Here is a 22,072-nt window from a genome sequence, read left to right as displayed (position 1 = left end):
AAATCACCAAGTTAGTAATTGATCAATCACTAACAGAAAAAGCGAGGAGGTGAGGAAAGTCCCACCTATTGGCATAGACTCGATCGAAAGTGATCAAAAGGGACTATAACGAAAACCTTCAAGACGTTTGGCGGATCGAATATTTTTTTAACAGTATGTAATTGATCAATCAATAACGGGAGGAAATTTTTATGAATTCAATGGTTCAACCGGCAATCGCGAAATCTCGCCATATGTCGCTACGGTGGTGGGCGCTAATCGCGCTGGCTTTAGCTCAATTTCTGGTCGTGCTTGATGCATCCATCGTTAATATCGCGCTTCCCTCTCTCGGCTCAGAACTCCACCTAAGCACAAATACGCTGAGCTGGGTCATTACGGCTTACGTTTTGCCCTTCGGGGGCCTGCTGCTTCTCGGTGGAAGGTTGTCGGATCGATTCGGACATCGAAGATTATTCATGACCGGAGTCGCCGGATTTGCGCTTACTTCGGCCGCAGCCGGATTGGCAACTTCGGGAGCCTGGCTGCTCACGGCCAGAGCGATCCAGGGCGCATCGGCCGCTCTGCTCGCCCCGGCCGCGCTTGCTCTTGTCACCAAGCTGTTCGCAGATCCTCAGGATCGAGCGAGGGCACTCGGCATTTGGGGTGCAGTTGCAGGTATCGGCAGCGCGGCGGGTGTCTTGCTCGGAGGCGTGCTGACGGCTTCGCTTGGCTGGTCCGCAGTGTTCTATGTGAATGTTCCTGTAGCGGCATTGGTTCTGGCGGCAGTTCCCTTGCTCATCACCAAAGATTCGCTCGGCGAACGCATAACTCTGGATATGACAGGCTCGGTTGCGGTAACGGGGGGCATCGTAGCGCTAGTGGCCGCGCTTTCCGGAACAGAGCGGGTCGGCTGGACGTCCCCGCAGACGCTGATTCTGGCAGGCTTGGCAATTGTGCTGCTGGGATCGTTCATCTTCCTCGAGAAGCGTGCTGCGAATCCGCTTATGCCGCTGGACATCTTCCGTAACAAATCGGTTACGGGCGGCAATCTGGCGATGTTCCTCATCGGAGGGGCGACAACGGGATTATTCTTCGCACTCTCGGTTTACATGCAGCAAGTGCTTCATTACGATGCGTTAAAAGCAGGGCTCACCCAGCTCCCGTTAGCCGGCGCACTGGTAGCAATTGCCGGAGTCGTTCCCACGGTGGTTAAAGCAATTGGTCCAAGCAAGACGCTTGCGACATCGCTGATCCTGCTGGCCTCAGGGCTAATCTGGTTATCTCTATCGCCTAGTGACGCTACGTTTGCTGCCAATTTGTTAGGACCGTCCATTTTGATCGGAATCGGTCTGGGAGGCGCCTTCGTCTCAGGAACAGAGCTTGCGGTTCACGGTGTAGCGGACGAAGAAGCTGGGCTTGCCAGCGGCTTGGTCAATACGAGCCAACAGATCGGCGGAGCCATTGGACTTGCGGTGCTGACAACGGCGGCATCGGCTCGAAGCGATCGCTTGTTGGGCCGCGGCGTATCCGAAGCACAAGCGTTGACCGGAGGATTCTCCTGGGTGTTCCTTGGAGCTGCTGCGTTCGCGATTATAGGAGCGATAGTGGTCCTCGCGGTTGTAAGGCATCCCCGTTTTACGAAGTAAGTGACCAATCAATCACAAGATGTTTGCGACGCGCAGTTAGTTAGGAACCAAGTCAGATAATCTTCAGGATATCAATATAACTTATTAAGCGTTACATGAAATCCAAGTTCGTAATCAATTACAAATCCAACGAAATGAGGTCAATGAAATGAAAAGTTGATGGTAAATGGGGTAGCCAGCATAACGGGATCGGAGAACACGGAAGATTTGTTCGTACTGGAGGGCACGGTCGACGTTGACCGAAATGCACAGGTCATCGTCGACCTGTCCATTGAGATTGAAGCTTCGCAGGAGATCGTATGGCAAATACAGACTGGCGTCGAACAGTGGCCGACTTGGCAAAAGGATATCATGCAAGTGCGGTTATCCGGTCCAATCGCGATAGGAAGCACATTTTGGTGGGAGACTCATGGGCTACAAATCGTCTCCACAATCCTTGAGGTTGAACCCATGAAACGTATTGTATGGGGAGGTCCAGCACATGGTATCGAAGGCGTTCATGTATGGAGCATCACCCCCACACCTAAAGGAGTAATCGTGCACACCGCGGAATCCTGGGACGGTCCGCCAGTAGCAGCTGATCCCGACGGCATGAGCGCTGCACTTACGGCTTCGCTGAATGCCTGGCTCGCCGCCCTCAAATCAACAGCCGAGAGCTTGCAGCTGACATCGGCGGAATAGTAATTAATTAATCAATCATACGAGGTGAAAATAATCTTGAATAAAAGAAAAATCGTTAAACGCCTGATTTACTTCGGCCTTCCTTTAAGTTTGGTGCTTCTGGTCGGAGCGGTGCTTGTCACTTATTTTTGGCAAATGCGACTTCAGAAGCCGGAAGAAATCAACATGGCTTACCATCAGATGGGGGCCGACATGACTCGAATGGTAAACATGACCCATATGGAGGGCATGGAGCATATGGTGGGCATGGAGGGTATGGTGGGCATGAGGAAATCTTCCTCCGAAGAAGGCGCTGTGTCTTGTTCCTCAATCACGACCCCGGAGTCATCGGCTCCGATTCGCAAGTTCGATCTGAAGGCCGCCCGGACGACATTAAAATTGGACAACGGTAAGACCATCGATGCTTGGACTTTCAACGGCTTATCTCCGGGTCCGGAACTTCGCGTCACGGAGGGCGACCAGATTGTTGTTACTCTGCATAACCAAGATATTGAGGACGGCGTTACGATTCATTGGCACGGAATTACGGTTCCGTGCTCGCAGGACGGGATTGCGGGAGTAACGCAGGACGCCGTTCCGCCTGGGGAACAGTTCAAGTACACCTTCATTGCGACGACTCCGGGCACGTATTGGTATCACTCTCATCAGATGAGCTCGATTCAGGTAAGCAAAGGACTTCTAGGCGCGCTCATCGTCGAGCCGAAAAACGGTTCTGAATCCGATACTTCAACATCGGAGACAACAGCCTTTTATCAACAGCTAGGTTCTTCCATGCTGGTGAACGGAAGCGAGAGAGGACTGACGATCCCGGGCAAGCCAGGCGAACGGGTCAGACTAAGGCTGATCAATTCGAGCAATGAAACGATGGAATTTGGCGTCGACGGGGCTCCCTTCCGAGTCCTGGCGATGGATGGCCACGATCTGCATGAACCCGGTCTGCTGGAAGGGACGATAGTTCCGATAGGAGCGGGCCAGCGTTATGATCTGCTTATCCAAGTTCCAGGGTCGGGTAAAGTCGTCGTCAGCAGCTCCTCGGCTAAGGGTTTACCGATTATGATAGGCAGCGGAAGCCAGCCGCAGCATAAAGAAGACGGGCAGCTCTTCTCGTTTCTCGATTACGGCAACCCGTTGCCTGAAGACCCCGTCTTACATGTCAAGCCCGATCGGCATTTTGAGCTTAAGCTCGGCCAAACTCTTTTCACCAAGTCCATTAACGGAAAATCCTTTCACGATATTCCTCCGATGACCGTGAAGGAGGGCGACCATGTTTTCATTACTGTCTCCAACGAAGGCGGAGGCGATCATCCTTTTCACCTTCATGGGCATGTGTTCCGAGTCTTGAGTAAGAACGGCGAAGCTTTGCAAGGCAGCCCGGTGTATCTCGATACGCTTCTGACGAAGAAGGGCGAGACCTATGAGCTGTACCTGGAAGCTGACAATCCCGGCCTCTGGATGATACATTGCCACAACCTCAAGCACGCCTCGATGGGTATGAGCATGATGTTGAATTACGAAGGCATTACGACGTCATACCGGGTAGGAACCAAATCAGGCAATCTTCCCGACCTATAACGAAAGTATTACCGTTAATTCGCAAAGGAGCTCAAGTTCATGAACAAAGACGCGAAGACATCCATCAACCGCCGAACCGACATCATCTCTGCGGCGATTGAAGTGTTTGCCGAGACCGGTTACTACAGAGCCACTACGGCCCAAGTCGCTCAGCGGGTTCAAATCTCACAGCCTTACGTGTTCCGCTTCTTCGCTACGAAGGAGCAGCTGTTGTTGTCAGCGCTTGAAGTATCTTGGTTGCGAATCTTTGAGTCGTTCCACCAAGTGATCGAGTCCGCGTCTTCGGAGCGGTTGGAAGCTGAATTGCTCGAAGCTTTCCGTCAGGTGGAGAACTCGAATCCCGAAGAGAGTACGATACTGTTCCTTGCCCGCGGGATGCTATGTAACGTTGCCGAAGCTATCCGATTGCCAGAACTGAAGGAAAGTTAAAAGAAACGGTTGTTCTTCATTATCAAGATTAAAAACGCAAATTGTGAATGATCGATCAATTACAAATTGAAGGTACTGGTGATTGGAGCAACCGGCGGAACGGGAGCCTCGATTACGGAAGAACTGGTTAGACGAGGGATTCATACGATTGCATTCGGGCGATCACGTCAGAAATTAGAGCAGTTCGCGGTTCGGCTAGGGAACCCTGCACATCTGACGCTTGCCGTAGGGGACGCAATGAAGGAGGTGCTCTTGGAGCGAGAATTACAGGTTTTAATAACTTATCATCGTTTGCTGTCGGAGCTGGCATGGTATCAAGAGGGGAAGTTGCATTAATCATTGCTTCCACAGGCCTACAAGCAGGACTTCTACTACCAGAATATTTCACATCTGTTGTCATTGTCGTTATTCTGACGACATTAATTGCTCCACCGTTGTTGAAGATCCTATTTCAACCACAAGGTAAATTGAATAGTTCCAAAAAAATCGGGCTATAGTGGGCTTTAAGGGGTTGATTTAAATATCGAAGCTCTATCTGTTTTCATATAAGCCAAAGAACGAAGGTTGGACTGAAGATTGCGTTAATTTTCATCTGGATAGTTTGTATGACATCAAACATCTTCATGATCGTGTATACCTTATCAAGACGGATGATGATATTGATTTATTAGATAAGTATCTCCTTGAATGTTTTAGGAACAACGATAGTTACTTTCTGTTGCAAATTAGTGAGATGCCTATTAGGCACCGTCATCAAGCTCTCGTTTCTGAGGATCTTTCCACGTGGTTGCAGCTTTAAACGAGGTGAGAAAAGCGAACTATCAGATGATAGTTCGCTTTTTATTGATACAATGAGGAATCAGATAATGTTCCGATAAGCACAAATCTGAAATAACAGTAAAAAAACACTGAAGGAACGCTCTAGGTTTTTTTAGATATTAATTAACTTCTCCATAATCTTAACATCCACATATTTGCCATCCAAGATCCCTTGGTTTTCGAAAACCCCCACGTCACGGTAACCAAGTTTATGATATAAGCCTTGACCATTATGATTAAACGGAAAGGTGAACAACACGATTTTGTAAAAGTCTTTCTCCTTAGCGATCTCCTCTAGACGCTCCAGAAGAATGCTTCCAACTCCCTTACCCCTAAAGGCTCTGTCAATGTAAACGGATAGGTCGGCAACGCCGTCATAAGCACATCGCAGTGAGTAAGGGTTGAGGGAAGCCCAGCCGATTACTACACCATCCTGCTCAGCAACAATGACTGCATAACGCTCCTGGTGTTGTTCGAACCAATTATTCATATAGGCAATATCTTTTTGATCAACTTCTAGTGTCGCAATGCGATCCTCGATTCCTTGATTATAAATGTGCAATATACGTTCCACGTCGCCAGTATCTGCTTCTCTAATCAAAGGGGTTTTCATTGTTAGTTCCTCCTATGTAGAAAATATAAGCTTAGCAGCAGGTGACACAGCAGGTATTTATGCGTGGTTGTCTTGAAAACGAGAAAGCTATACGTGTTTGTATTCTATTGAGTTCTTTATTGGTTATCTCTCGGCTTTTTTGAATGTGAAGGTCATTTTTCATTAAATACTGCAACGTAAGAATGTAGCAACATCGTAATTCATCTCCTATGTATCAAATTTATTATTCAGATAATGGGCCGCAGCATTTATTAGATTTCGCCATCGCATCGTTAAAAATTTTAACGGAGTATAGCACGGTTTCTTTTTCAAACTCGGTCATGTACGAAAACACTTCGTTAAGATAGTCATTCATTTGTTGATCAATGGTAGTCGCTATAAACTTTCCTTCCGTCGTAAGAGCCAGTGTATAAACTCTTCGGTCCTGTGGATCCTGAGTTTTTTTCACTAAATTCATTTTGATTAAGGATTGGACCTGTCTGCTAAACGTTGTAATATCAGTTCCCAAAGTTTCAGCGATTTGTTGCATCGAAGGGTTGTGCTGCCGGTCAATCTCATACAAGATGTGGCTTTGTACTAACGAGACATCGTTTCCTCCGACGCTGCAGCAGGTTTTATTTAGAAGACCAAATCTTCGGGTCATGATCTGAAACAACTCACGAGCATTTTCCATTTCGAATCACCTCTTGTCATAGTTATACAACATATATTTGCAACATGCAAATATAACACGGGATCCATATAAGATTTTGAATTTCATTTCATATGAGTTGAGTGAATGATTATTAATCAAAATATTTTGATTTAGTCCTTGAACATACAATTTTTTCATGTTATGCTTCATTCATCAAATTTTATTGATGGATGGTGGGACGTCCAATGATGAATTACTACACAATGGAAAAATTGATTGAATATCAACAAAATGAAATTGAGCTGAAGGCACGACAAATGTGGAAGTCGTTGAATTCACAACACTTGAAACAGACGACGAGCATCTCGGCACCTATCACTGTTCAACCAACCACTGCTTGTTGCCATTGCTGCTAAATGGAGGTAAAGTGTTTATGATCAAAGAACTGAACGTTATCCAGCCATCCAGCATGAATGTTGATTTTGTCCAATACGAAACTAAATTCAAAGCGTTGGCAGATCAGAAAAGACTGAAGATCATGCATGAGCTCAGTCAAAAAGGTAGTGTTTGTGTCTGTGACCTGATGGAAATCATGGAAATGCCTCAGTCAAAGCTATCGTATCACCTAAGAATCCTACTCGATGCCCAGATGATCACTCTCGAGACGAGAGGGACTTGGAGCTATTATGAGTTAAATCATGCTGTAGTTAATCGGCTGCTTTCTCCTGAGTTATGTTGTATTTTTCGTTCGATAGACGACAAGCAGAATGGATGCTGCTCATAAAGTCCCAAAGGTTATTCACTATAGTACTACTTTTGTAGCTTATACTTGCAATATGCAAATAAGAAGATTAGAATTCATTTATAGCACGAACTGAATTTTAAGTGTGCCTTTTCCAGACTGGTGCAAGTAAATTGGTTCATTTTTAGTTAATAAATCAAAAAAAATTAATGTATATCAAATAGGAGGGCTTACGAATAAAAAACATTGAATTTGACGATCCTGCCAAGGCTCAGAGTACTGACGAAGAAAAATGGGCTGTTTTTCAACGTGTTCGCGATCAAATCGACGAGCGTATTCAAATATTCGCTGAAACCGGCGAGTAATCAAGTAGGTTGTAGGAGCCGGGAACTTTTCTCGGCTTCCTTTATTACTAGAGGGAAACGACATGACATCCATTGAAATTTATGAGCTGGCCATGTGCTGTTCTATAGGAGTATGTCGGCCCCACAAAAATAGCAGGCAACGAAGAACATGGAGAAGAAATACCATGCCCTACATGAAGATAAGATCTATATGGGCGGAGCCGCTGATGTCGAAGAAATGGTTAAACAGGAAGGGGTCCAGGTTGTGGTGGATCTTCGAGAAGAAGCCACGGAGTGCGCATCAACTGATGCCAATGTGAAATGGATTAAGCCCCCTCTGGGCGACAATGCAACAGAGAGCGAGGAAGTTTTATTTAAAAAGGCGATCGATGAAGTAGTAAGTGCCTATCACAATGGCCAAAAAGTTGATTTTCATTGTGGGGGAGGTAAGGGAAGAACAGGAACCGTTGCCATTGGAACTTTGCTAGCCCTAGGAGAGGCCCAAACCATTGCCGAAGCTGAGGAAATGATACGATTAATCGTCACATTATTCAAATAAAGCCGACGCAAAGGGAATCCCTCGCAAAAATATTTGAAGCCTAGTCTTATGATAGCCACCTGTTCTACAGGCGGGGCTATTTAAATGGACTCATTTTAAAATTAAAACTTGCAAAATACAAATATCTGAGTTATAACTGATCTAAGGTTAGATACATACAATGTGAGTGGGTTTTAATTTCTATGCTCCTTGAAGTGGAATAAGGGACGTATTCTAAGAGTTATTACTTGCATTTTGCAAATAATGTAATTTCTTTATTATTCCAAGGGTCCGTGAAATCGACACTAAGCAACTGGATAGAAATGCGGGATTTTAGTGCTTTATCTTTATTAAGTTCGATTAGTGCTGCAACGTTAACAGGAATACTACTCACCCTCAAATTAGCTGCAGATCCTTTCCTTGGTTATTGGGTTGGAAGGTTTCGTGATATCAGGCAGTCGAGAACAGAATGGTTAACAGGAAGTATCACAGTGGTTGGTATTCTATTTGTTATCATCGCATTCCATCTCCATACTATTGTGTGGCTCTCAACGCTTATCTTCTTATTTCTCGTATCTTCAATCGTAACTACATTATTAGATGCTGATGCTGCTCAATATGCAGCTGATTCATCCAATAAACATTACGTCGTATTTTCGTATTCCATGACGGTTGATATAGGTGCCGCGTTAGGTCTGTTTCTGGGTGTCACACTGCTCTCTGTACTAGGAGACGCCGCATTGAATGTTGGAGCTGCCCTATTGTTAGTTTTGTGTGAATTCGTATTGCTTCGAGTGAAGAAAAGGGATCGGAAAAGTGAAATCCTAAGTGATGTTGATAACCATACATAATGTGGGAGGAGAGAATGACAATGAATCATGTTTTAGATGTCCTAGTCATTGGTGGCGGGCAATCGGGATTAGCATCAGGGTACACCTGAAACAAAGAGGTTTATCCTTTTTAATTTTGGAAGCGAGTGGGGAAGCTGCAGGTTCGTGGCCGAATTACTACGATAGTTTAAAGCTGTTTTCGCCGGCTAAATATTCATCCCTACCCGGACTATCCATACTGCCTCCAGGTGATCGATACCCCAATCGAGATGAGGTTGTTCAGTATCTAAAAAACTATGCGTCTCACTTTCAGTTACCGATTACCTTTCATCAACGTGTTGAGCAAGTTTCTAAAGAATCAGGTGTTTTTCAAGTTCGTACAACTTCGGGAGAGACATATACAGCACGCAACGTGATTTGCGCTACCGGTTCTTTTAACAAGCCATATATCCCATCGATACAGGGCCAGGAAGATTTCAAAGGTACTATCGTACATTCCGCCTTTTATAAGAAACCGGATCCCTTTCGGGATCAATCGATTATCGTTGTTGGTAGGGGAAATTCAGCCGTGCAAATCGCAATGGAGTTAGCGGAAATATCCAATACCACGTTAGCTGTTCGTGAGCCGGTCTCGCTTGTTCCGCAGCGTTTTTTTGGAAAGGATATTCATTTTTGGTTTATTATCACCGGTATCGATTCTCATTGGCGGATAGGGAAGTCATTAGCCAAAGCATCTTCCGTCATGGACCTGGATGGGTATAAACAAAGGTTGAAGGATGGCAAACCAAAGCAAAAGATCATGTTTACATCGTTTTATGAAGATGGGGTGATCTGGCCAGATGGTTCAAAAGAGAAGGTGGATAGTGTTATTTTTGCAACTGGGTTTCGTTCCAATCTTTCCTTTATCAAAGATCTTGAAGGGCTTGATCCTAAGGGAGATCCATTACAAGACCGAGGCGTAAGTACAGTTGTACCCGGTCTATATTATGTGGGCCTATCCGGACAACGAACCTTTGCTTCAGCAACCCTCCGCGGGGTTGGTCCGGATGCAAAGTATGTTGTGAAACATATTCATAAAAATGCTAAGTGAACTTTTATATCAGGTTAGCAAGTTTCATAAGAAAAGAGATTCAAATGGAATTTCATGTGATTAATTCTTATCCAAATATCCAGCATTCAAACAAACGTTGGGAAGAAGAACTGGATGAGAAGGAGCATTTAAAATTCTAACGGTCAAACCATATATCAATTTGCGGAAAAAGAAAATCATAATTGGATGAATCCAAGGCTTTTATTAGAATATTAGGTTCAAGGATCAAAATCGAGAATTACATCGTAATAGTTATCTGATTAACGACATGATATAAGTTAAAAGGCTCCAACAAAATTATCTGGAGCCTTTTTTATGATTCATATAACCCTCTAACATTTTTTTAACGAAGGAGGCAGATAGAGGGGACAAGAATATGGAAGCTTAGAAAGTCGCATGCGGGAAGCGTCTTTTCTGTTGTATTAACTGACTGCCCTAAGAAATTTGGTTGTAATCTGAAATCGCTGATTACTAGAACAGATATAGGCAAACACAGGGTTCTTAGTATTTTATTTCTTGGAAGAATATTGTAAAATTAGGTTGTTAACGTGACCCCATGCAAGATACATGTACAAATAAAGTTCTTAAACATTTGAATAATCGCTCTGCTAGAAAAAATAAACTGGGAAACGCGTTGGAAGAATGTTTGATATTGATTTGAGAGTAGACGGCCTAGACCAAGAGCAGAGAGATACTGCAACAAAATATATATAACCTTGCCCTTCATCTAACTTCAGAACTAAATTCTGAAGGATCTTGATTCAATTGTTTACACAAGTGCATTTAAAGAGGATATAATTTCATTCCAACGGTCAAAGTACGTTCAGGAGGGGCTTATGTCGGTAGACAAGAACATAGCCCCATTGAAAGTCGCTATTTTAGCGACATTTTTATTTTATCGGTACAAGTTCTTGTCCTGAGCCATGGACAAGAACTTGTACCGATTGCCGTAAAGGACAAGAACATAGTCCGATTACCGATTAGATAAGGATCTAACTATGTTTCCATGCAATCTCATTAAGCTTACGGGCAGATTAGTTCAATCAAGCCACTGTAATTTTGGAACACTTAACCTTAAGTTTCGTATAAAGGAAAAGAAGTCCGAGGGGAGTGGTAAATGATGAAAGTGGTCATTATCGTTATTGTATTTGGACTGATATTTGCAGCATGTAGTAGTTCAGATCGAACAAGTAAAATCATAACTGATTCCATAACCAAACCAACGATTAATACAGTAACCAAAAATGAGTTAGATTCCGGGCAGGTCATCTACAATCATAACTATGACAACATGGATCGTGGGAATCATGATTTAGAAGGTCAGGTTGTGGTTGATTTGAAGTATTACAATGATCATGCGATGAGTCGCGGTGATATCGTATACTTTACAAATCCTGAAACTAAAAAGAATCTTGGTGAGTACAGTATTTCTAGAGTAATCGGGTTACCTGGCGAAAAAGTAAAGATTGAAAAAGGACAGATCTATATTAACGGGAAATTGCTTGATGCCTTTTACGGAAGAGCACATCGACTGGGTGCTGATCTCGATAGTTTGAAAAAAGCTTTAGAGCGTGTTGACTTAGAAGATTACATACGAGATAACATTAAAAACAATGTGGATTATTTTCAACAACTGAGCATGGAGGAAATCGAGATCCCCGAAGACAGCGCTTATCTTGTAGGTGATGATTGGTTACGCAGTAATGATAGCAAATTGTTCGGCTCATTACCCACAGATAAAATTGAGGGGAAAGTGGTTGGGGTGATCGGTAGCCCGTAAAGCTAACGGGAAACGTTAGTTCCATACAAACACAGCGATTGTAATTTGCTATTAAATGAGCTGAAAGTGAAATTTTGAAAAGCAAACCTGCGAGATCGCTCTATATAAAGCTAAAGATTATTTTATTAAAATATTTTCTAGGGTATGTCGATTTTTTATATACCGTTCGTCAATTAAATAGAGGCAAGAAAGAATGCTTCAAACTCACACGTTAAAGGAGAAATGAAAAAATGAAATTTCTGTGCTTGGGTTACTTGGAGTCAGATAAAATGGATGCCCGCCCAAAGGATGAGATTGATGCTATTATGAACGAATGTCCGCCCCACCTAGAAAATTTCTACAAGAGCGGCCAGGTGATTATCGATGCTGGTCTCGCATCCGAAACGAAATGCTTGCGGCGGGCGAATGGGAAAGTGAAGGTTATGGACGGTCCTTTTATCGAAACGAAGGAGATGATCGGTAGTGCTTTTCTCATAGAAGCACGGGACATGGAGGAAGCTATCCGGATTGCTTCCTTACATCCAACTGTACAAGTGGCATCAGGCGAGCAGTTTGGATGGGGGATTGAGATCCGGCCGATCAATTACTTTGAATCGAGAGACTAGAATCAACTGTTTTACGGAAAAGATCGTTCAATATATGAAAGTAAGGGCCATTCCGCAAGGAGTGGCCTTAAAAGTTGCCGTTACAGTCAGTGCGGAGATCCCTTCCATAAGCCATTGACATGGGGTTAAATGGTATTTGAATAAATGAATAATGAAGAAACTGAGCATACGATTCTTATGACACAAGTGGAGATCTTAATGAGATGGCATCGTTAATGAGTGCTAGGTCGCCATTAAAAAATGAAAGGGGAAGGAGCTGGGCATATACACACCTTTTATATCCGTTTAACATAGACTTACTTATTGCATTGATTGAATAAAAACTTAGGGAGTAACTACTCTAACTACTCGCTCTAATAAACAGAAAATTAACTGTCGGACTTGTTTATCGAATGACGTCGATCCTCTTCGGCACTATGAGTATAGATTACAGTCGTATTCATATCGGAAGGCCGAGCTGCTCCATTAACTTGGCAAGATCGGCAGCCTTGAAGTCATTCAACGTAATAGATCGAAGCCAGAAGTCTGAGAATTTCTTTCAAAAGTAATTATAATTTTGAACAGTCTCGTCCGTTGTTTGATTGGATTACGATCTTTAATGAAATGAGGAAAACCCTGCCAGCGATGAAGCCAGCAGGGTTTTTTGGTATTGAGGGAGTGAATTGGGGAAACATCACTCCATATGAGTATAGCCGCTCACCACTGATTTATACCTTCGTGTATATGCGGCTTGTTTGCTTGCCGAAATTGACAAGAAATCGGTTCCTTGAGGGTCATTTTTTGTACGAAGTCCCATTCTCTCTTCCTCGAACACTACCAATACCGGTATGCGTGTCGATATCTGTTACCCTCATCATGTCCGATCCCATTGTATTGTTTTAACCAATGAATTTAATCAGTTGGGTTCATCCATTGCTATTCCCTTTAACAGCAGCTTGATCGCATTGACATGCAGGGCTGCGTATTCGTCCCCGCTTAATTTTGGCATCGTTAGGCAGAGCTGCGTCGCTCCAGACAATGTGGACATCACAGTAAAACTCAACGTTTCGATATCTTCTTGAATGAAGACGCCCTGGTCAATCCCTGTTTGCAGCAATTGTCTTATTGCACGATAGGCTGCTTCTGTAATTTCTCTCAATGTAGCCAATGCCTCGGATTCGCTGGATAGTGTTTTGGCATACTCTTCGAGTGCAGGGAGTAAGGGACTTTCACAATCTCTTCCGAATAAATCAGCCATTGCGATCAACTGTTCGCTTGGAGACGTGGATTGCTCGGCCGAACGAAGCCACTTTTGTGACATTTGTTCGGCATGCTGGGCCAGCAATTGGAGAAAGAGCACCTCTTTATTTCTAAAATGATGATACAGGTTGCCTTTACTCATCTGCGTCGAAGCACATATGTCGTCCATTGTGGTCCGATCATAACCTTTTTCAATAAATAATAACTTAGCATGGTGTAAAATAATCGTTTTTGCTTCTTCTGCCGGCAATCGTCTTCTGGTCATAAAGCTCCCCCCGGAACCTTACGAACGGTTCCTTTTATATTTAAAAAACTGAAAAACGCCATATGAGACAACGATAGCAAAAATCCCAAAGAATGCAAACGGCATATTCAGCGTGTGGCGATAAACAATACTTTGCAGCCCCATGTTTTCTACCGTAGATGCCCCATATGACCAAATGGTTGTATTAAAAATATTTGTGGCAAAGTGGATTCCGATGGGAGCAGCCAGACCATTGGTGTGATAAGTAACGATTCCCAGAAAGAATGCCCCCAACAGGTAATAAAGCGGTCCCCAAATTCCGTAACTTAGCATCTCAGGGTTAAAGCCATGGACCAGGGCAAAGGTCAGGGATGTGATGAGGATGGACCAGAAAGCTCCGCCTCTTAATGATCTGAACATACGGTACATATAGCCTCTGAACAAAATTTCTTCAGCAGCGCTTTGAACCAAAATCAAAGGAGTGACAATAATGAATACGCCTAACCACGGCAGCGGATCGAAATGAAGCGTAAAGGCTTGAGGATGAACGTTTATATCGATAATCAAGTAGAGGATAAGGGCTAAAAAATACAATGAAAAATAAATCGCAAACTTTCGGAAGTCGAACCTTTTGCCTTCAAACAGAAATGTGCGAAAACGAATCTTGAAGAAATATCTAGTGATAAGAAAGACTCCGAGAATCAGGAAACAAAATGACAAAAAAAGCGTGATAAAGCTAGGTAAGCCTGCGCGGGTAGCGGGAATCATAATATTCGTTAGTTCTAACCACATTAACGTGCCGCCTTGCCAAATCACAAAAATGAGGATGAATCCTGCTAAAGATTTAAAGCTGAGTGGGATCGGCGGTTGAAGGCCATATTTCTTTACCATGACATGCACCTATCTCTCTTTTATAATACCGACTATTTAGTCGGTAGTTACAATATAAATGTTTAATAAATATCTGTCAAGATTGAACAAGATCGGGTGGTTGCAATCGGTAATGGATTTATAAGCCTACACTGTGTTTTTATCCGTGAGCCCAATGTTGAAGTTAACTGAAAAAAAACAGCCTGACCTCGAATGAGGATGGACTGCTTTTTCAGTAATGGCATCTCCCTAAAGAGAATATGAGTTACTTCAGTGTCACAATAGGTACATGCTGGCCTCCTCAGATGCAACTGGCGGGGGAGCCTGCGGGGTACTAGGTGTTTTCCCTAGTCCGATATAAGCGGTAATGACCGTAACAGTCAATAGCAGAACAGTTAATAGCAGAACTGCGAGATTCGTGCGAATCCATTTCTTCATAAATGATGTCTCCTTGCCTATTAGATTTGCCTCTTAACGATCGGCGGCTGAGCCCAGTATGGCAAAGGAGTTGTCACACCAACAAGTTGCATTTTGTCATCCATGACATGCAGCCACTTTGAAAGAGACATGTGACAATTCGGCACTAGGTTTATTGACAAGGGAGGCATTAAGATAACCTGTAAGGGCGATGAATCCTTGCCCAAAGCCATTAGAACTGGAGTGTGAACATCATCGCTTTCTTACAAGATATCGTTATCCATTACGGTTATATTGCCATCTTCCTATGCCTTGCGCTTGGCATTATTGGTTTGCCTGTGCCTGATGAGGTTCTTATGACGATGGTTGGCTATCTTTCGTCAATGGGGCTGCTTGATTTCCCGGTATCCCTTGTGATCAGCGTCCTCGGGGCTATGAGTGGTATGCTCTGCAGTTACGCCCTTGGGCGGAAGTTCGGCAAGCCGTTGCTGTGGAAGTATGGAAAATGGGTCAGGTTCACGACCAAGAGGATAGAGAAAACAGAGAGCTGGTTCGAGCGTTACGGCCCCTGGGCGATATGCATCGGTTACTATATCCCAGGGCTCCGCCATCTGACCTGTTATCTGGCAGGGATGAGCGCCATGAACCCACTGAAATATATACTCTACTCGGGCTTGGGAGCCATGTGCTGGTGTGCGATTTTTATTTCAATTGGGTATTTTCTAGGGGGAAATATTGATTTTTCGGATTATGATGGTTCTATTTTGGGGTTGTTTTTCTCTTGAGAATCGAGGGCTTTCAACAGAGCTAAATACTTGCCGTTACAGATTGCGTGAAGAACCTTATCCTAAGTAGTGACAAGTTTTGTGAAAAGGTAGTTGGAGGCGATTCAGAGACTATCTTAAAAGAGTATACCTCCGGGCCGGAGGTTCATGCGCTTACTGCCGTTTATAGTCCTGGATGATGGTGTCCATCACGCTTAAAATCCACATCTTTACTGCATTTTACTGGAGACATAAACGTGGCGGTAGAGAGGGATTAGCAATCTTAAAATTACTGCCCGTTAGCTGAATAAGCCTCTCTTTATATAATACCATGCTGGTATCCCCCTCCATGACGTTCATTGTAGCATGGAGAACAAATTGGTTTCTCGATGTTTATTCTCCTATCGGCGGAGAAATACGTACAAAAGCAACCGATCACGTTGATCGGCTGCCTTCTTGTTTTTATTGAGCCCCGTTAGCTGAATGACCTGTCTGTAAACTATGGTACGGTTCACCGTACCGCTAAAGCCGCGAAATCCCTGAAACCTTAAAGAAGGCAGTAGGAGATTCGTTTTCTTTGTTCCAATTGTGTTGCAAATATTTCGTTTAAACTGTATTTGAGAAATCTTTTATTATTCACCCTTTAGATTTCCTGTAAGATGATGATATGAGAAAAATATTATCTTTCATGGATTGGGGTATATTCGCTCTTCGTTTATACCATTATATTTTGCTGCTGTCCCGGGTTTTGGCAGTAAATGAATTTTCGAACCGAACGTTATTGAACGTAATCTGGCTGAGCATAGCTCTTGTCGTCCCGTTGCTGTTTTGGTTTCCTGGGCGCCGGATGAACAAAGTCTGGTTTTGCATACTGGAGCTATTGCTTGGTGGTTCTTATTATGTGAATTCTGTCATTCATCCGGATCTGACTTCAAAAGCGGACTATTTACTGCCGAGTCTTACAATGGGGTACTTATTGACTAAGCAAACCCTTTGGATCATTCCCGTAGTTGTTTTCATTCCTTTTTCCTTTCAGTCTTACCTAAGATTATCTTGGGAGAAAACCCTAAGTATCGGAGCAGACAATCTGCTGTTCTGCTTCATCGGCATATGGGCAAGCTTCGTCGCCAATGCATATGATCAGAAGAATAAACTGGTAGCCGAAGTGGAGCAGCAAAATAAGTTGTTAACTCACTACACGGCCGAGATCGAGAAAATGACTTTGCTTGAAGAGCGCAACCGCATGTCCAAGGAACTTCATGATACACTGGGGCATTCCTTTATCTCACTCATTCTGAGTCTTGATGCTTCTATTGCCCTTATGGATAGCAAGCCTGCCGAGGCCAAAGATCGGTTATTTCGCTTAAGAACATTGGCTGAGAAAAATCTGGACGAAATGAGAAACATCGTACACGAGATGGGGGAAGAAGAGGAATCAAGTCTGATCCAACAGGTTGAATCCCTTGTGGTCCGTTTCCGGGAGCACACGGGTACGGCCCTGACTTTGAGTCTGCCGGAGACAGAGCGGTCCATACGTTTTGAAGTACGGCAAGCGGTCCTTCGGGTCATCCAGGAATCCTTTACAAACGCACTAAAACATGGAAAAGCATCTCAACTGCATCTGGAGCTTAGATTTTCTGAGAGCAATCTGCAATTGTCCGTTCGAAATGACGGTATACCGATCGACAAGCTAAATTATGGCTTCGGCTTGACCACGATGAATCATCGGGTCGAGCGGTTGGGTGGCAGCCTACACCTAACATCTGGAGAGGGAACTCCAGCGATAACCGAAGTCAGATGCGAAATCCCGCTGAAAGGAGTGATTCCACATGGTGAAAATTAAAGTGCTGCTTGCTGATGATCAAGAGTTAATTCTCGAGAGCTTACATATCGTCCTGTCCATGGAAGAAGATTTGGAAATTGTCGGTTTAGCCAAGAATGGGGAAGAAGCAATGAAGGGCTGCGAGCAGTTTATGCCGGATATTGTGTTGATGGATATCAATATGCCAATCATGGATGGCGTTGCCGCAACGGCCCTGATTAAGGAACGAATACCTGCAACCAAAATCATCATGCTGACTTCCTATAAGGAAGTAGAATATGTGTTAGCGGCGTTAAGCTATGGAGCAGAAGGTTATCTGCTCAAAGCTCTTCATCCCAAAGACCTGGCTGCAGGCATACGGGTGGTTCAGGCGGGAGGGACTTTAATCTCGCAGGAAATGGCGAGTAAAATGATCAAGAGCATCAACAATGCCACCCCTGCGAAAAATAATGAATTCGGGCTCACTGCCCGTGAAATAGAAGTGCTGCATAAGCTGGCTTCTGGCCTGCGTAATCAAGACATTGCCGAGGCGCTGTATCTTAGTGAAGGGACGGTTAAAAATTATATCTCAACGATTTATTCGAAGCTGAATGTGAAAGGAAGGCGGGAGGCCACCCGTAAAGCCCGAGATTCGGGAATTATGGATCATTAAAAGTCGATCCCAAGAAGCTGGTAACTTATTAGGGTTGCCGGCTTTTTTTGAATATAGCCATAGAATAAATTATGACAAAAGCGCACTGTCTCTTTATGACTTTTTCAGCCTATACTCATAGCATCAAACAACAGAAGAGGCGATAAGATATGAAGAAAAAAATGTCCAGAAATAAAGAACTTCTGAAGCAGAATGGCGGGAAGTTAAGTGCTTGGAGTTCATTTTGGCGCTTTCCTATCGTCTGGATGATTGCGGGGGCTATCGGCATTATTCTCATCGATACGTTATTCCGGCAGCTGTCAGCGCGAGTAGAGGGGACAGTTTCCCTTGTTTGTACACTAGTGATGGGATCTCTAGCCATCTTAGTTTATAAGCTCACGCTGACATACCTGGCCCGGCGGTCCACTCCAGAGATATCCAGACAGCGTGCAGGGATCGAAACGGTTCTGGGCGTACTAACCGGGGCGATTTTTATCACAGGGTCCGTTTTTATTATTATGGCTCTGGGAGGGTACTCCTTTCAGTGGGCAAGTTCTGCGGATACGAGTTCTGTTCTAATCTCCTCCCTTGAAGCAGCTTTAGGAGCAGCCATTGTCGAGGAACTTATCTTTCGTGGACTTATGTTTCAAGCCATTGCTCAATTGGGGGGAAGACCGCTCGCGCTTGCTGTGACCTCTCTATTCTTTGGAGTTGCCCATCTTGGAAATCCAGGGGCAACATTATGGAGCGCGTTCGCCATAGTCCTGGAAGCGGGTGTTCTGCTCGGGGCCGCCTTCTTGTGGCGGCGGAACTTGTGGTTTACCATGGGACTGCATTTTGCATGGAACGCCATTGAAGGCTTGCTTGGCATTCCTGTTTCTGGACACCCTGCTGCCGGTCTCTTTACCGTAAAGGTGAATGGTGCCGCACTTCTCACAGGGGGCGACTTTGGACTCGAGGGCTCTATTGTTCCGGTTGTAGTCAGTCTTCTGATTTCCATTCCTATGCTAATTGGGACTGCACGGAAACGAGGGGATGTGGCCCGGAACCTTCCTGTATCAAAGTAAACGGCAGATGAATGAATGCAAACATCATTGCGGTTGATTGATTTGGTGATTTTCGGGTAGATGCCTGAACCTGTCTATACGAAAGTGATGTTGGACTTTGTCTGCAATCCCGTTGGTGGGCATTTATGTACATCCGAAGAGACATCGGATTGCCGAAGGGTTGATGTCGGGGGACAAGAACATAGTCCCATAGAGAGTCGCTATTTGAGCGGCTTTTTTATGTTATCGGTACAAGTTCTTGTCCCGAGCCAAGGACATGAACTTGTACCGACTGCTGTAAAGGACACAAACATAGTCCGATTCCCGATTAGATAATCATCTAACTATGTTTTTGATGCGGTTTCTTTGGTGTTACCGGGGACTCGAGACCTGCTTAAAATCGCAGAACATCCTTAATTCATAAGATTGCGGTACTGAATAGGCGTCAGACCTTCATTTCGTTTGAATTTACGAATAAAGTTAGTGGAATCAATATAACCAACCTCGTAGAGAATATCTTTCAGCGTAAGCTCAGTTGTTTTTAACAACTGCTTAGCCTCCTGCATTCGCAAGCAATCAATATAACGCATTAGGGGTTCACCGGTCTGGTTTTTGAAGAAGCGAGTAGCATAAGAAGCCGATATGCCGAACTGGTCAGCAATGCATTTTAGAGAGAGTGAGTGGTCTTTGTAGTTTTCCTCAATATATGCTTTAATCTCATCAAGCAGTTCTGTATTCCCGCTTTCTTTCTTACTGCTGGTGGTAATGCAGACTCGAAGGCAGATGTCAGTGATTAATCGCTCCAGCTCCTCAATCGTTTCCAGATGGGGAACGAATAGTTTACCTAATGTCTCGTTGGTTGCTTCATCAAGTTCGATCTCCAGCTCAATGAGCGTTTTGGCCACATTATTAACGATATCAAAGCAGATAAACAAAGCGACTTCCACACTCATGTTCTGATCACGGATGTATGTCATGGCTTTTTGAACCGCATCTGTCACCGCCAGTTGATCGCCCTGTCGAATGGATTTTACCAACTGATCCAAAATCTCAACAGGATAAGACCGCTTGGTTACATGGTTTTGGTCAATGTCAGGGTAATAAATGATCCGACAGCCGCCATGCATCAGCCGATAGCGCGCAGCATGGCTTGCTTCGATAAAGGACTGTGAAATCTGATTAACCTCCGGATAAGTGCATCCAACACCAATTGTGACGGTAAATCGGAAATAATGCCGGATGAGAGACATAACTTGTTCGGCGTATTGACGCAGAATAGCTTCTGTATCCTGGCCGTCTTTCAAATTCAATACGAAGACCATGCTGCGTCCGTCTAAGAGCTCTGCGCCGCAGCCTTGACCGATACCGTCGGCCCCTTCCTCCAGGACCCTTATGAGGCTGTCTTTAAGATGGCTTTGCATAGTGTCTGAATATTCTGCACAGAATGATTCATAATCATCGATATATAACAAAAAGACGGCAAAGAATGGATCATACATCGGCAGGTTTGCGGAATGCAGGTAGCTATTAATTTCTTCTCTAGTCTTGTATTTTCCCCGGATCAAAGAGAGTACGAATTGTTCCCGGAGTGAAATAGCTTGATGATGCAGCTGGTGGATCATCCCTTCATTTTCGCGGATCATATTTGCGACAGCGGTTGAGATAACATCCAGTTCGTCCTTTTTGCCTGACGGTGTAGGCAGCTGTGAAGCCGGATTTTGGGCAGCAATCACACCCATAAGCTTCTGAAGTGGTTTATAATTCCGAACCGATAGGGCAGTGGCTAAAGCCACACCGAAAATAAAGATGCCAAATACCGTCAGGTTATAAATGTCTTTTACTTGATCCACTTTATACATAATCTGATCCGATGGAAGGGCTGCGAGGTAGCGGTAGTTCCTTGCTGTGGAATCCTTTTTGGTAACCGTGTACTCCTGATTCTGGTAATGTATATGATTAATGCTCCAGGGGTTTTGGGTTCCGGGCATCATACCTGTTAAAGTATTCATCAGGCCGGCATCAGCTGTGCCGCGGTTATAGGTATAGAGATTCTGGCCCTGGTCACCCAAAATATACACGGAACCGTTATAATCGCCAAGGACATTAGCGGCAAGCTGGTTAAAAGATTTTTCAGGAATAAGAAACATGACTGTACCGTAAGGAGTATCGGCACTGGCTACCAATGGGACCGAATAAACGACATAGTTCTGTTCTGCAACCTGATTTACGAGCACCGCATCCATTGGACGCATGACTGGCGATAATATGGAAGCGCTATCAATTAGAAATTGATTTTGGTCCCAATTTTTAAAACGAAAGATATCGTTAAAAAAATGGTTAATATCATAGGTCCCGCTGGCGGCATAGAGGGTGTCTACTTTGCGGCTGTTATAATGGATGACAATATCCGAAATAAAACGGTTGGTGGTGAGGAACTGTTTCAATTCATCGATCGCTAGGTAGGCGCCGTAGCCCGTTGACGTTGTTTTAAAAGGAGTGAGATCTGTATGCTTCGAAATCTGATGCGCCATCCGGTCCATTTCTTGGATCCTCTGATCCAGGGCATTCCGGAACTGATCGAGTGAATTTATCATGGCGTGGCGGACTTCATCACGCATAGAACTTAATACCAGGTTGTATACTACACCGCTCATGATCGACAGAGAAATTACCGTTATTAATATGTATGACAAAAAATATCGGTAGAATCGCTGGCTTTTGATCATGCGCATCACAG

The 22,072-nt window shown here is 44.2% G+C and carries 19 protein-coding genes and 3 pseudogenes; 17 read left to right on the top strand and 5 right to left on the bottom strand.

The features are described 5' to 3' along the window. Positions 1–191: 191 nt before the first annotated feature. The 6 genes and pseudogenes from PAEVO_RS08390 to PAEVO_RS08365 form a co-directional block, all read left to right on the top strand. Positions 192–1,625 carry a DHA2 family efflux MFS transporter permease subunit gene (locus tag PAEVO_RS08390; protein WP_100537135.1) on the top strand — a complete coding sequence of 478 codons (1,434 nt, stop codon included), beginning with the start codon at positions 192–194 and terminating at the stop codon, positions 1,623–1,625. Between the two features lie 159 nt (positions 1,626–1,784). After that, a complete protein-coding gene (locus PAEVO_RS08385) occupies positions 1,785–2,306 on the top strand; it encodes an SRPBCC family protein (RefSeq protein WP_100537134.1) in 522 nt (173 codons plus the stop codon). Positions 2,307–2,342: 36 nt separating this feature from the next. Beyond that, positions 2,343–3,878, top strand: coding sequence for a multicopper oxidase family protein (locus tag PAEVO_RS08380; protein WP_243390685.1), 1,536 nt, complete (start codon positions 2,343–2,345; stop codon positions 3,876–3,878). Between the two features lie 39 nt (positions 3,879–3,917). Further along, entirely contained in the window at positions 3,918–4,307 is a 390-nt protein-coding gene (locus PAEVO_RS08375; RefSeq protein ID WP_100537133.1) for a TetR/AcrR family transcriptional regulator, read from the top strand. Between the two features lie 54 nt (positions 4,308–4,361). Continuing rightward, positions 4,362–4,548 (top strand): annotated as a pseudogene (locus tag PAEVO_RS08370) (NAD(P)H-binding protein); the annotation flags it as partial. Between the two features lies 1 nt (position 4,549). Beyond that, positions 4,550–4,804 (top strand): annotated as a pseudogene (locus PAEVO_RS08365) (cation:proton antiporter domain-containing protein); the annotation flags it as partial. Between the two features lie 434 nt (positions 4,805–5,238). Here PAEVO_RS08365 and PAEVO_RS08360 read toward each other — a convergent pair. Together PAEVO_RS08360 and PAEVO_RS08355 are read right to left on the bottom strand one after the other, a co-directional pair. Continuing rightward, positions 5,239–5,739, bottom strand: a complete 501-nt coding sequence (locus PAEVO_RS08360; protein ID WP_100537132.1) for an arsinothricin resistance N-acetyltransferase ArsN1 family A — start codon at positions 5,737–5,739, stop codon at positions 5,239–5,241. A gap of 223 nt (positions 5,740–5,962) precedes the next feature. Then, positions 5,963–6,412 carry a MarR family winged helix-turn-helix transcriptional regulator gene (locus PAEVO_RS08355; protein WP_100537131.1) on the bottom strand — a complete coding sequence of 150 codons (450 nt, stop codon included), beginning with the start codon at positions 6,410–6,412 and terminating at the stop codon, positions 5,963–5,965. Positions 6,413–6,842: 430 nt separating this feature from the next. Here PAEVO_RS08355 and PAEVO_RS08350 point away from each other — a divergent pair, with 430 nt between their 5' ends. The 7 genes and pseudogenes from PAEVO_RS08350 (at position 6,843) to PAEVO_RS08315 (ending at position 12,302) form a co-directional block, all read left to right on the top strand. Further along, positions 6,843–7,157 carry an ArsR/SmtB family transcription factor gene (locus PAEVO_RS08350; RefSeq protein WP_100539374.1) on the top strand — a complete coding sequence of 105 codons (315 nt, stop codon included), beginning with the start codon at positions 6,843–6,845 and terminating at the stop codon, positions 7,155–7,157. Positions 7,158–7,366: 209 nt separating this feature from the next. Continuing rightward, positions 7,367–7,480: pseudogene (locus PAEVO_RS34215) on the top strand (arsenate reductase); the annotation flags it as partial. Between the two features lie 148 nt (positions 7,481–7,628). Continuing rightward, positions 7,629–8,018 (top strand): protein-tyrosine phosphatase family protein, encoded by a 390-nt coding sequence (locus tag PAEVO_RS08335; RefSeq protein WP_347708104.1) that lies wholly within the window; start codon positions 7,629–7,631, stop codon positions 8,016–8,018. A 272-nt stretch (positions 8,019–8,290) separates the two neighbouring features. Next, entirely contained in the window at positions 8,291–8,848 is a 558-nt protein-coding gene (locus PAEVO_RS33470; protein ID WP_165789637.1) for a hypothetical protein, read from the top strand. Beyond that, complete coding sequence (locus PAEVO_RS08325; RefSeq protein ID WP_347708103.1) at positions 8,829–9,917, top strand: flavin-containing monooxygenase; 1,089 nt, start codon at positions 8,829–8,831, stop codon at positions 9,915–9,917. The genes PAEVO_RS33470 and PAEVO_RS08325 overlap by 20 nt, the downstream gene beginning before the upstream one ends. 1,117 nt (positions 9,918–11,034) lie before the next feature. Further along, positions 11,035–11,697: a signal peptidase I gene (gene lepB / locus PAEVO_RS08320; protein ID WP_100537128.1), complete on the top strand. Its 663-nt coding sequence runs from the start codon at positions 11,035–11,037 to the stop codon at positions 11,695–11,697. Between the two features lie 230 nt (positions 11,698–11,927). Beyond that, a complete protein-coding gene (locus PAEVO_RS08315; protein ID WP_100537127.1) occupies positions 11,928–12,302 on the top strand; it encodes a YciI family protein in 375 nt (124 codons plus the stop codon). An 895-nt stretch (positions 12,303–13,197) separates the two neighbouring features. Here PAEVO_RS08315 and PAEVO_RS08310 read toward each other — a convergent pair. Beyond that, entirely contained in the window at positions 13,198–13,806 is a 609-nt protein-coding gene (locus tag PAEVO_RS08310; protein WP_100537126.1) for a TetR/AcrR family transcriptional regulator, read from the bottom strand. Between the two features lie 18 nt (positions 13,807–13,824). Beyond that, on the bottom strand, positions 13,825–14,676 hold the full coding sequence (locus tag PAEVO_RS08305) for a CPBP family intramembrane glutamic endopeptidase (protein WP_100537125.1): 852 nt from the start codon (positions 14,674–14,676) through the stop codon (positions 13,825–13,827). A gap of 650 nt (positions 14,677–15,326) precedes the next feature. Between PAEVO_RS08305 and PAEVO_RS08300 the strand changes: the two genes are divergently transcribed. The 4 genes from PAEVO_RS08300 (at position 15,327) to PAEVO_RS08285 (ending at position 19,356) form a co-directional block, all read left to right on the top strand. Further along, a complete protein-coding gene (locus PAEVO_RS08300; RefSeq protein WP_100539373.1) occupies positions 15,327–15,857 on the top strand; it encodes a DedA family protein in 531 nt (176 codons plus the stop codon). A 646-nt stretch (positions 15,858–16,503) separates the two neighbouring features. Continuing rightward, the gene (locus PAEVO_RS08295; RefSeq protein ID WP_165789636.1) at positions 16,504–17,679 is read left to right on the top strand and encodes a sensor histidine kinase; all 1,176 of its coding nucleotides are present in this window, start codon (positions 16,504–16,506) and stop codon (positions 17,677–17,679) included. Next, entirely contained in the window at positions 17,666–18,310 is a 645-nt protein-coding gene (locus PAEVO_RS08290; protein ID WP_100537124.1) for a response regulator, read from the top strand. Before PAEVO_RS08295 ends, PAEVO_RS08290 begins: the two co-directional genes overlap by 14 nt. Positions 18,311–18,459: 149 nt before the next feature. Then, complete coding sequence (locus PAEVO_RS08285; RefSeq protein ID WP_100537123.1) at positions 18,460–19,356, top strand: CPBP family intramembrane glutamic endopeptidase; 897 nt, start codon at positions 18,460–18,462, stop codon at positions 19,354–19,356. A gap of 392 nt (positions 19,357–19,748) precedes the next feature. Here the strand turns inward: PAEVO_RS08285 and PAEVO_RS08275 are convergent, their stop codons facing one another. Beyond that, positions 19,749–22,061 carry a helix-turn-helix domain-containing protein gene (locus tag PAEVO_RS08275; protein ID WP_165789635.1) on the bottom strand — a complete coding sequence of 771 codons (2,313 nt, stop codon included), beginning with the start codon at positions 22,059–22,061 and terminating at the stop codon, positions 19,749–19,751. Between the last annotated feature and the right edge of the window lie 11 nt (positions 22,062–22,072).

Origin of the sequence: Paenibacillus sp. GM2FR (genome assembly GCF_002803325.1) — a bacterium.
Classification (GTDB): Bacteria; Bacillota; Bacilli; order Paenibacillales; family Paenibacillaceae; genus Paenibacillus_AQ; species Paenibacillus_AQ lautus.
This window is presented reverse-complemented; position numbering and strand designations above follow the sequence as displayed.